This window comes from Rhodopseudomonas sp. BR0C11 (assembly GCF_010820945.1).
In the GTDB taxonomy this organism is placed as follows: domain Bacteria; phylum Pseudomonadota; class Alphaproteobacteria; order Rhizobiales; family Xanthobacteraceae; genus Rhodopseudomonas; species Rhodopseudomonas palustris_H.
Genome location: NZ_QTKI01000133.1, coordinates 1 through 11332 on the forward strand (window position 1 = coordinate 1; position 11332 = coordinate 11332).

The 11332-nt window shown below is 64.8% G+C and carries 10 protein-coding genes and 1 pseudogene; 4 read left to right on the forward strand and 7 right to left on the reverse strand.

Translation table 11 applies throughout. The features are described from left to right. Positions 1-175: 175 nt before the first annotated feature. The 7 genes from anfD to DYI24_RS12455 all read right to left on the reverse strand — a co-directional run bounded on the left by anfD (position 176) and on the right by DYI24_RS12455 (position 8286). Positions 176-1744, reverse strand: a complete 1569-nt coding sequence (gene anfD / locus DYI24_RS12425; protein WP_011157000.1) for a nitrogenase iron-iron protein, alpha chain — start codon at positions 1742-1744, stop codon at positions 176-178. Between the two features lie 48 nt (positions 1745-1792). After that, a complete protein-coding gene (gene nifH / locus DYI24_RS12430) occupies positions 1793-2620 on the reverse strand; it encodes a nitrogenase iron protein (RefSeq protein WP_164572502.1) in 828 nt (275 codons plus the stop codon). A 523-nt stretch (positions 2621-3143) separates the two neighbouring features. Next, complete coding sequence (locus DYI24_RS12435) at positions 3144-4829, reverse strand: sigma-54 interaction domain-containing protein (RefSeq protein WP_415193329.1); 1686 nt, start codon at positions 4827-4829, stop codon at positions 3144-3146. A gap of 3 nt (positions 4830-4832) precedes the next feature. Further along, positions 4833-5357 (reverse strand): hypothetical protein, encoded by a 525-nt coding sequence (locus tag DYI24_RS12440; RefSeq protein WP_164572503.1) that lies wholly within the window; start codon positions 5355-5357, stop codon positions 4833-4835. Positions 5358-5528: 171 nt separating this feature from the next. Then, on the reverse strand, positions 5529-6359 hold the full coding sequence (locus tag DYI24_RS12445; RefSeq protein WP_164572504.1) for an amino acid kinase family protein: 831 nt from the start codon (positions 6357-6359) through the stop codon (positions 5529-5531). Between the two features lie 9 nt (positions 6360-6368). Then, positions 6369-7181, reverse strand: coding sequence for an amino acid kinase family protein (locus tag DYI24_RS12450; protein ID WP_107346481.1), 813 nt, complete (start codon positions 7179-7181; stop codon positions 6369-6371). A gap of 289 nt (positions 7182-7470) precedes the next feature. Further along, positions 7471-8286, reverse strand: coding sequence for a GntR family transcriptional regulator (locus tag DYI24_RS12455; protein ID WP_164572505.1), 816 nt, complete (start codon positions 8284-8286; stop codon positions 7471-7473). A gap of 468 nt (positions 8287-8754) precedes the next feature. Here DYI24_RS12455 and DYI24_RS28780 point away from each other — a divergent pair. From DYI24_RS28780 to DYI24_RS12470, 4 genes and pseudogenes are all read left to right on the forward strand, one after another. Continuing rightward, positions 8755-9318: pseudogene (locus DYI24_RS28780) on the forward strand (ABC transporter ATP-binding protein); the annotation flags it as partial. Between the two features lie 39 nt (positions 9319-9357). Then, on the forward strand, positions 9358-9663 hold the full coding sequence (locus tag DYI24_RS28785; protein WP_413776053.1) for an oligopeptide/dipeptide ABC transporter ATP-binding protein: 306 nt from the start codon (positions 9358-9360) through the stop codon (positions 9661-9663). Then, positions 9660-10709, forward strand: coding sequence for an ABC transporter ATP-binding protein (locus DYI24_RS12465; protein WP_164572507.1), 1050 nt, complete (start codon positions 9660-9662; stop codon positions 10707-10709). The genes DYI24_RS28785 and DYI24_RS12465 overlap by 4 nt, the downstream gene beginning before the upstream one ends. Then, positions 10700-11332, forward strand: a 633-nt coding sequence (locus tag DYI24_RS12470) for an ABC transporter substrate-binding protein (protein WP_246701240.1), incomplete at its 3' end; no start/stop codon positions are given. The genes DYI24_RS12465 and DYI24_RS12470, both read left to right, overlap by 10 nt.

Consider the following 11332-nt stretch of genomic DNA (forward strand, 5'->3'; position numbering starts at 1 on the left):
GGAACTGCCAGAGGCAGTTCTTCATGATCCAGTCGACCATCTGGTCGACGCGGGCTTTGGTGACGTCGTCGAGCGCTTCATAGGCCGCGAGCGAGGCGGCCGCTGCGGCGGCGTCGGCGGGGAACGGATGTTCCGAGGCGACTTTATAAGTGATCTTGGTCATGGGGCTCTCGTCTCACTCGGCCGCTTCGGCTTTGACGATCGGGGTGAAGTAGGGCGCGTTCTTCTTGCGCAGGTCGGAGATGATGTCGTCCTTGCCGGTGTAGCGCCGCAGCGTCTCCGACTTGGCGATCTCCTCCGGCAGCTTGGCGTCCGACAGCATCCGCTGCGTGACGAAGCCGCGATCGGCCGGGATCTCGTCCTTGCTGATGTCGAGCCCGGAGAGCTGGTGCATCGGCGAGTAGATGCCGTTGTAGATGTCGCGGGCGAACCGCACCCAGCCTTCGAAGCCCTTGTACGGGCCGTTGTGATAGGCGTGGGCGTTGAGGTAGGGGACGCGCACCTTCTTGGCGACTTCGCCCGGCCGCTTGCCGGTGAAGATGATGTCGGGCTGCAGCTTCTCCAGCGCCTCGAGGCCTTCGAGTTCGTTGGGATCGTCGATCGCCAGCGCATCCTCGCCGCAGCGCGCGATGCCCTTCTCCATGTCGCCCTGGTGGCCGAACTTGGTGTAGACCGAGACGACCTTGACGCCCATCTCCTCTTCGATGGCGTGCGCCCAGTGCCACAGCTTGGAGCCGCCCGGCCACAGGCAGACCTTCTTGCCCTTCAGACGTTCCTTGTACCAGTCGAGCTCCGGCTTCCAGCGCGCGGTCTCTTCGGCGATGATCGCTTCGGCGCGGTCTTCGATGCCGAAGAACATGCCGATCTTGCGCAGCGATTGCGACAGCGGCTCGAATCCGAAGCCGTCGATGTCGAGCCGCGGAATGCCGTAGCGGACGCGCAGCTCGTTGCAGATGTACTCGGCGGAGCGGGCGCATTCGAGCACGTTGAGATGTGCCCGGTGCATCGCCCGCAGGCCGTCATAGGTGCCGTTGCCGGTGAAGGTCGACAACACCTGAATGCCCATGCGGGTGAAATAGTCGAGCATCACCTCCTGGTCGCCCTGGATGTTGTATTCGCCGACATAGTTGATGACGTAATCTGAGGTGATCTCGGGCTCGACGGTGCCGACCTTGTCGTTGATCCAGGCGATGTTGATCTTGTGGTGGCCGCCGGACTGGCTCGGGCCGCCGAAGCCGGGCGAGTTGCAGGTGAAGATGTCGACGTCTGGCATCTCCTCCATCACCTCGGCCGCGACCGCGTTGATGTCGTCGCCGATCAGCGCGGTGGCGCAGGTCTGGTAGATCGTCATCCGCTTGATGTCGGGGCAGGCCTTGAACGCCTCGATGATGTTCTGCTTCAAAAGGCCCTCGGCACCGAACACGATGTGCTTTTCGCGGACATCGGTGGCGAAGGTGTATTTGAGCTGGAAGTTGTTGTTGTCGGAGATGTAGCGCTTGGTCTGCCAGGTGTCGTAGGTGCAGCCGACGGGGCCGTGACTCATGTGAATCACGTCCTTCATCGGCGTGCCGATCACATGCTTGGCGCCGCAATAGGCGCAGCCGCGCTCGGAGATCGACCCCGGGATGGTGTTGAGATAGCCGAGCGGTAGTGCGGTCGCCAGATTGTCGCCCGCGCCCTTGGTGACGGCGTGCTTCTGACGTTCGGGGAGACATTTCGAACAGTCGAACTCGTGATATGGCATCTTGTTGTCCTCGTGCGGGAAGTACGCCGTCAGGCGCGGGTGCGCAGATCAGTCCATCAGGCCGTATTTCACGACCATCTTTTCGAGTTCATCCATCGTCAGCGGCTTCGGGATCACGAAGTCCTTGTTGTCGATGATGGCGGCGCCGAGCTGCTTGTATTCGAGCGCCTGATCGGCGGCGGGATCGAACTCGGTGACGGTCTTCTTGTTGAATTCGGCCTTCTGCACGATGTTGTCGCGCGGCACGAAGTGGATCATCTTGGTGCCGATCGCCGAGGTGAACTCCTCGAGGAATTCGCGCTCGCCGTCGACCTTACGGCTGTTGCAGATGATGCCGCCGAGCCGCACGCCGCTCTGCTTGGCGTATTTGACGAGGCCCTTGCAGATGTTGTTGGCGGCGTAGATCGCCATCATCTCGCCGGAGGCGACGACGTAGACTTCCTGCGCCTTGCCGTCGCGGATCGGCATCGCGAAGCCGCCGCACACCACGTCGCCCAGCACGTCGAAGAAGATGAAGTCGAGATCGTCGGTGTAGGCCTTGTTGGCTTCCATCAGATCGATCGCGGTGATGACGCCGCGGCCGGCGCAGCCGACGCCCGGCTCGGGGCCGCCGGATTCGACGCAGCGGATGTCCTTGAAGCCGCTCTTCACCACGTTGTTGAGCGTCACCTTTTCGGCGCCGAGCGTGCGCAGCGTGTCCATCACGGTGTCCTGCGGCTTGCCGCCGAGGATCAGGCGGGTCGAGTCCGCCTTGGGGTCGCAGCCGTGAATGAAGATGTTCTTGTCGTGATAGTAAGCGAGCGCCGCCGCCGTATTTTGAGTGGTCGTCGATTTGCCGATGCCACCCTTGCCGTAGATCGCCACCTTGCGGGTCATGGTCCGAAGCTCCTGCGATGAATTGACGGGACGATGAGTGATCCATCGCCTCGCCATCCTTAAGAGCAACGGACGTGCCAACGCGTGCGTATTGCGCAGTGCTGAATCGGAAGTACGCGAAGTGGCAAAAGCGCGTTAGATCCGAGCGAGAAGGATGCTAAGCGTTCGCATGCGTCGACGATGACGTAACGTTGCGGCGTGATCACGAATCGCAGCGAGCGCCATGGAATCGAGTACTTCGGCTGCTGCGGCGGCGAGCCGATGAGTGGACGAGAAGGATCGATCTCTGGTCGCGGCGCGCGCTCGCTGCGGAAATGTTCTGGATGCGTAAATTCCGATGGAGGCGTGACGCACGGCGTAACTTCCTGCTCCTTTGTGCCGGGCGCGGCAAAAGTTACGTCAGGCGTAGATTTCAGGGACAAGAGTTACCCGGCGGTGGATTGCGGAGGAGCCCTCCGCCAACGCAAAACGGCGGCTCGTCAGAGCCGCCGTCAGAGTCTTCAACGCATCGGGCGAGCGGACGTCAGTTCCTTGGTCGCAGCCCTGCGGTTCGGAACGTCTTGTAGGTGAGGCCGTGCCGGTCCATCCGCAGGCCGAGCATGCGCCGCGTCAGGCCGAGCGCGGTGGCTGCCTGGCCGACATTGCCGTTGGAGGCTTTCAGCGCCTCGACGATCATCTCGTATTCGACTGCGGTGACGCGGTCTTCCAGCGTGCCGCTGAAGCCGGTGCCGGTCTCGGTCGGCGTCTGCAGCGACGGCGGCAGGTCGTAGCCGTGGATCACGCCTTCCTCGGCCAGGATCACCGAGCGTTCGATCACGTTCTCAAGCTCGCGCACGTTGCCGGGCCAGTGATAGCTCATCAGCATGTTGATCGCAGGCGTGGAGATCCGTTTGATCGGCTTGCCGATTTCGGCCGAATAGGTGGTGACGAAGTGGTCCGCGAGGGTGATCACGTCGGAGCCGCGGTCGCGCAGCGGCGGGATCGTGATCGGAAATACGTTGAGGCGATAGAACAGGTCCTCGCGGAAAGTGCCCTCAGCGACCATCTCGGCGAGGTTCCGATTGGTGGCGGCGATGATGCGGACGTCGACCTTGACCGGCTTGGCGCCGCCGACCCGCTCGAACGTCCGTTCCTGCAGCACGCGCAGTAGCTTGGCCTGCGTCGGCAGGCTGAGTTCGCCGACCTCGTCGAGAAAAATCGTGCCGCCCGAAGCTTGCTCGAAATAGCCCTTGTGGGTCGCTACTGCGCTGGTGAAGGCGCCGCGCTCGTGGCCGAACAGTTCGCTTTCGGCGAGCGCCTCCGGCAGCGCCGCGCAGTTCGCCTTGATGAAGGGGCCGTCGCAGACCGGGCTGTTGTAGTGCAGGGCACTCGCCACCAGCTCCTTGCCGACGCCGCTTTCGCCGAGCAGCAGCACGGTGGCCTTGGTCGAGGCCACCTTGTGCACCATGGCGTAAACTTCCTGCATCGGCTTGGAATTGCCGATGATATTGGCCGGGCGGAAGCGCTGCTTCAGCTCGCTTTTCAGGCGCCGGTTCTCGGTCTCCAGCCGCACCTTGTCGACATTTTCGATCAGATACAGCTCGACCGCCGGCGCGATCAGAGAGGCGACCATCGCCAGCAGTTCGGCGTCCTGCTTCAGCAGGCGCTGATTCATATAGACTCGCTCGGCGCAGATGGTGCCGACCACCTTCTGGGCGAGCACGATCGGCACGCAGAAGAACGCCAGTTTGTCCTGCTTGCGGCCCTTGTTGTGGGCGCGGGTGCGATCGAGGAAATCGGGGCTGTCGATCACGCGCGGGATGATGATCGGCTTGCCGGTCTCGACCACCTTGCCGGTGATGCCTTCGCCTGGCGCATAGATGCCGCGGCCGCGCTCTTCCTCGGTCAGTCCGAAGCTGTCGTGGATGAAGATCGCGTCGGAGTGGCGGTCGTATAGCATCATCACGCCGCGCTGCATCCGCATCTGCTGGCGCATGCCGTCGAGAATGATCGACACCAGCGTCGCGAGGTCGGCGTTCTGCGTCAGGACCTGATTGATGCGAAACAGGATTTGCAACACGTTCACCCGGCATTCGCCGGTGAAGCAGTGCGTGAATTCGTCGACGAAGCCTTCGGGCTCGTTGCCGAGGTCGAGCGTTGTCAGGCGCTTTGCGCGCTCGGGCTGCACCGGATCGGCGGGGACGCGGCGTTGGTTTTGGGCCATCGGCATCGCTCACTCCACCGGCAGGATCGCCAGAGCGATCGTTTCGGAGCTGACGCCGCTGAGTTGCAGCAGCAGTTCACCTGCGGCGAACTCGTAGCGCACCAGCTTGCGCACGCCCTCGCAATCGGTGGCGCCACTGAAGCCGCTGGGCTTCAGTGTGCGGTTCGCTTGCACGGCGTCGATCCACGCCGCCGCCGGCAGCGCCACCGTATAGGTGCCGGCCTTGCCGACATGCTTGATGCGGACGAAGCCGGCGAAACGCTCCGGCGCCGAGCCGCGTTCGGGCGGCTTCGGCAGAGGAGCTTCGGCCGCCGGCTTCAACGCCAGCACGATCGCGCGCGTCGGCAGCGCGTCTAATGTCGGACCGGACGTGAGTTGCGTTTTGTCGGGCGCGGTCAGGCTGGCGCGCTCCCGATCGATCGGCCATTTGAACGCCGTGCAGCCGCTCGGCTCCGCGGCGCCGGCCGCGATGGTGGAAATTCCGAGAAGGATCAAAATGATCGCGGCCCGCCGGGCGCGTGCGATCGACATCATGCAGGCTCCAACCTTCGACCCGCAGAAAATGCGGTCGAGTTGCAGATGGTTGGAACCCTCGTTCCTGACGACGGTGGGCGCTTACGGCGCGGCACCGTCATCAGGATAGCAAAAGCGGCGAGAGATGGAAGCGCGCTGCATCAAAAGCTGCGCGCCTCCGTGTCGCAACGGTCAGGCCGGCTGCGCGCCGGTCTTGATCAAGGTGCCGACATGCTGGCCGCGCAGCGCCGCGGTGAGCTTGCCGGGCTTCAGGCCGTTGACGACCTGCACCCGCTCGATGTGGCGCGCATTGGCCATCACGTCGAACAGCGCGCGGTCGAGCGGCAGGGTGCCGTCGTGCTTGGCGAGATCGGCATAGCTGGTCTCGGCGATCAGCTTGGCCTTGTCGCCGCCGGGCGCGTTCGGATCGGCGCTGTAAACGCCGTCGACGTCCTCGACGATGGTCAGGCCGGCGGCACCGAGCGCATCCGCCAACAGGAAGGCGCCGACGTCGCAGCGATGCGGCGGCAGCCGCGCGCCGGGGAATTCGTGGTTGTGGTAGGGCGGGAAGGCGCTCGCCACCACCGCACGCGCCGCGCTGAGATGGATCGCGAGCTGGTTCGCCACGGTCGGCTTCTCGACATAGGATACGCCTTCCGGCGCCAGCATGGTCGCGAGGATGTGGCCGTTCTGTCCGGCCTCGCTGGCTGCCAGCGGTGCGAGCGAACCGACCGGCAGGCCGAGATCGAGCGCGACGCTGTAGAGATGCCGGGCGCGGACGCCGGCGCCGGTGAGGATCAGCAGGCGATGCTCGGGCAGCAGCGCGCGCAGTTCGTCGACGATCGGCAGGATCGCTTCGGGGCCGCGGTCCATGATCGAGCGACCGCCGATCTTCACGACCTGCAGCCAGGGTAGGATGCGGATCGGCTTCTTGCCGGCGACCGGGCGGGTGAGATTGCTGTCGAGCAGCGTCTGGCGCGCGAGCGGCGAGGCGACGTGCTTGATGTGGTTGGTATCAGCCATGGTCGATCCTCAGTTCGCGGTGATGATGGTGCCGACGTGCTCGCCGGCGAGCGCGCGCGTCAGATTGCCCGGCACCAGGCCGTTGACGACCTGAACCTCGCGCACGTGGCGTGCGGACTTCAGCAGGTCGAGCACGGGGAATTCGAGGATCGAATCGTGCAGGCCCTTGGCCTTCATCTCGTCGACCGAGATCTTCGGAATGAAGGTGGCGTTCTTCGAGGTCTTCGGGTTCTCGGTGTAAAGGCCGTTCTCGTCCTTCACGTAGATCATCGCCTTGCAGCCGAACTGCTCGGCCATCAGGTAACAGCCGGCGTCGGTGCGATACGGCGGAATCACGCCGTCGGCGGAGGGGCGCATCCACAGGCCGTAGGGTGGCATGCCCGAGAACACGACGGCATTCACTTCCTTAAGATACAGCGGCACCGCCGACAGCCCGGCATCGCCGACCGACGAGATGCCGTGCTTGGCGAGCAGTTGCCCGAGCATTTCGGCGTTCTGGCTGGCGACCGAAGCGCCGAGCTGTGACAGCACGCCGGCCGGCAGGTTCAGGCCCGCCGCGATCGAATACAGGTGCCGCGCGCGCGTGCCGGCGCCGGTGCCGATCAGCAGCTTGTGGTCCTTGCGCGCCGAGACGATCTCCTCGACCAGCGGATAGACCGCAGCACGGCCGCGGTCGATCACGCTTTGGCCTCCGATCTTGATCACGGTGGCGTCGGGCAGGATCCGATAATCCGCGGCAGCTTCGGTGGCGGCCAGAAGCTCGGGATCGGACATCGATCGCTGCATTAGCAGCGCTTCGAGCTCCGCAGGGGTGTGGGCCATGAAAGATTCCTTGTGCATAGGCAGGTCAACGCTGCCGGGGCGGCGTCAGAGAGGGATTCGCGCTGGCGTTTATGGGAGGCAGGGGCCTCGGCCGTCTGGCAGCAGGGCACCGCAAACCGAAAGTTGCGGTAGCTGGTTCCGAGTGGAACTCGCCAAATGTGTCGCTAACGGACCAGTCCGTCAATTAGAAATAGTAGCTATTAATGAGTAAATTCAAGGCGTTATGTAGCTGTCGGTGACGACGCTGCCAGCTTTGCGAAGCGTCATTTGGCGTACGGATGGGCTGTCATCAGGGCTGAGCGACTGGACGTCCCGAAGAGCGGGCCGAACGTTCTGCAATACCGGCGCTCTCCGCAGCCGCAATCCCGCTGAAGTCGATCGCTTCGCCGCGCATTCGCGATAGCGTCGCAAGCGCCCGGTCGCGGTCACCCTCGAGCAGTTCGCGATAGTGCGTCTCGGCCGCATTCGGGCGGCGCTGACGGATCGCCCGCAGCGTCGAGGCCATCAGGTCGGCACTCTGCCGGCGGATCTTGCGGGTCTGATAGTCGAGCGGTGATTTCCAGATCGTCGTCCACACCGTCTGGTTGGCGAGGTCGGCGAGGAGTTCGACCAGCAGCTCGTTGCCGGAGCCGCGCGCGATGGTGCGCACGGCGCGCGTCGTGGTACGCGCGAAGCTGAGCGGATCGTCGATCTCGACACCTGCATTCAGCTCATCGCAGCGCCGCGCCAGAGTATCAACGAAGCTCTCGATCGGCGAGGTTGCCATCGTTCGCACCGCCAGCATCGACAGCGCGGTGCGGACGTTGAACAGATCGGCGACGGATTTCAGCGACAGCGGTTTGACGTAAGCGCCGCGGCGCGGATTGAGCTCGACCAGACGGCGTCGTTCGAGAATGCGGATCGCTTCGCGGATCGGGCCGCGGCTGACACCGAAGTCACGCGCGAGGTCGAGCTCGACTAGGCGTTCGCCCGCCTTACGACGCCCGGACACGATGTCGGCGCCAAGCTCCTCGGCGATCTGATCCGGCAGCGTGCGCAGAGAGAACCGCCCCACCGGTGCGGCCTCATCGCCGCCAGCGGCCCTGCGATAGGTTGTCGCTGCCATGTTGTCTCCTCGGCTCCCCGCGGCGGTTCGCGTGCTGGTTCTCATTCGTAGCGTGACAGTCGATTGTTGACAATCGACAACCGGTGTCCTTTGATGGCCTCGCCGTCGCCGGACAGATACCGGCGCCAAAGCCGGACAGGCGACGGACCGCATGCGCACGCTGCGGATCAAGGGAGGTAGATGGCGATGACGTTCGCGCAGATGCGAACCCGCACCCGAAATGTCGGGGCGAAGGTGCGCTCACTATCCGCAGCGCCGCAGCACGCCTCCGAGTTCAAGCAAATCGCTTCGGCTATTGCTGTAGCTGCTTGCGGCCTTGTGAGCTGACGTGTCGTGATGTCGGCCAGTCAAACCATTGCGCTGGATCGTGCAGCCGTGCCTGGCAATGCCGCAGCGCCGCTGCTTTCGGTGCGCGATCTGTCGCTGTCGTTCGCGACCGCCGGCGGTTCGCTGCCGATCACGCGCAACGTCGGCTTCTCGATCGCGCCCGGTGAACGCGTCGGACTGGTCGGTGAGAGCGGCTGCGGCAAGACGGTGACCGGGCTGTCGCTGCTGCGATTACTGCCGGCGCACAACGCGCAGGTACGCGGGGAGATCGTGTTCGACGGCGTCGACCTGCTGAAGCTGTCGCCGCGGCGAATGCGGGCGGTGCGCGGCCGCGATATCGCGATGATCTTCCAGGAGCCGATGAGCGCGCTCGATCCGGTGTTCACCGTCGGCGATCAGATCAGCGAAGCCTATCGGGTGCATTTTCCGGTGAGCCGCGCCGAGGGTCGCGACCGCGCCATCGAGGCGCTGCGCGAAGTCGGTATTCCGGCGCCGGAGCGGCGCTGCGACGAGTATCCGCATCAACTCTCCGGCGGCATGCGGCAGCGCGTGATGATCGCGATGGCGCTGATCTGCAAGCCGAAGCTTCTGATCGCCGATGAGCCGACGACGGCGCTCGATGTCACCGTGCAGGCGCAGATCACCGACCTGTTGCGGTCGCTGAGCGAGCGTACCGGCACCGCGCTGATCTTCATCACCCATGATCTCGGCGTCGTCGCCGAAACCTGCACGCGCATGATCACGATGTATGCCGGGGAAGTCGTCGAAGACGCGCCGGTCGACGACGTGCTGATGCGGCCGCGCCATCCTTACACCTCGGGCTTGCTTCGTTCGCTGCCGGGGCTCAGCGCCCGACGCGGCGTGCTGTCGTCAATCCCCGGACGGGTGCCGTCGCCGAATGCGATGCCGGCCGGCTGCCGGTTTCGCGCGCGCTGCGCACATGCGGCGGCCGGCTGCGAGCGCGAGCAGGCGATGGTCGCGGTCGATGCCGGCCATGATGCCCGCTGCTGGCGGGCGACCGAACTGGCCTTGCCGGGAGCAGTGAATTGACCGAGCCCGTGTCCGCGTCTCCGAGCGATGTCATCGCGGTGCGCGATCTGCGTATCCTGTTTCCGACGCGCGACGGCCACGACACCGTCAAGGCGGTCGATGGCATGGATTTCGAGGTTCGCACCGGCGAGACCTTCGGCATCATCGGCGAATCCGGATCGGGCAAGACCACGCTCGGCCGCGCTTTGGTGTCACTGCTGAAGCCGACTGAGGGGCAGATCCTGCATCAGGGCGTCGACCCTGCCGCGCTGGGCGCCAGGGCGTTCCGCAAGCATCGCCGCGACTATCAGATCGTGTTTCAGGATCCCAATGCGGCGCTCAACCCGCGGATGACGATCATCGACAGCGTGATGGAGCCGCTGGAGATCGTCGGCGAGGGCGATGCGGCGTCACGCCGCCGCCGCGGCATCGCGGCGCTGGAGCGCGTCGGCCTGTCGCCCGAAGCCGCCGATCGCTATCCGCACCAGCTCTCCGGCGGACAGAAGCAGCGCGTCAACATCGCGCGGGTGCTGACGCTGCGCCCCAAGGTGATCGTCTGCGACGAGGTGGTGGCGGCGCTCGACGTCTCGATCCGCGGCGACGTGCTCAACCTGTTTGCCGACCTGCAGCGCGAGTTCGGCCTCACCTACGTGTTCATCACTCACGACATCTCGGTGGTGTCGCACATCTCGGATCGGATCGCCGTCACCTATCTGGGCAAGCTGATGGAGCTTGGCCCCGCCGAAGACGTGATCGAGCATCCGCTGCATCCCTATACGCGCGCGCTGCTGTCGGCCGAACCGATTCCGCTGCCGTCGCATCTGCGGGTCGACCGCCGCATCATTCTCGAAGGCGAGATTCCGAGTCCGGTCGCGCCGCCGTCCGGCTGCCGGTTTCGTACCCGCTGCCCATCGGTGCAGCCGCGCTGCGCGGATGAGGTACCGGCGTGGCGTGAAGTCAGGCCGGGGCATCGCGTCGCCTGTCATTTCGCGACCGCCGACGGTCCGCCGCCCGATCAACGACAAGCACAAAACACAACAATCATGGGAGGACCAACATGCGCGTGATCGATTTCGGTGAACGCACGCTGCGCCGTCGCGAGGTTCTGGCGCTGCTTGGCGGCGCGGCTGCGACCGGCGTGCTTGGACTGCCGGGGCAGGCGCTCGCCGCCAAGACCGGTGGCATCCTGAAGGTCGCTGCGCCCGCCAATCCGTCGTCGCTCGATCCGGCGACCGGCGGCGCCGGCTCTGATCACAGCATCCTGTGGACGATCTATGACACCCTGGTGGAGTGGGACTACGACACCCTGAAGCCGAAGCCGGGGCTGGCGAAGTGGTCGTATCCTGATCCGAAGGTCATGGTGCTGGACATCTCCGAAGGCATCAAATTCCACGACGGCACGCCGCTCGACGCCGAGGCGGTGAAGTTCAACCTCGATCGCAACCGCTCCGACCAGCGCTCCAACGTCAAGCCGGACCTGTCCAGCGTCGACAGCGTCGAAGTCACCGGCCCGCTGCAGGTCACGCTGAAGCTGAAGAATCCCGACACCGCGCTGCCGGCGATCCTGTCGGATCGCGCCGGCATGATGGTGTCGCCGACCAACATCAAGGCGCTCGGCAACGACACCGACCGCAAGCCGGTCGGTGTCGTTGCCGAGCGCCTTGATGTTGGTCGGCGACACCATCATGCC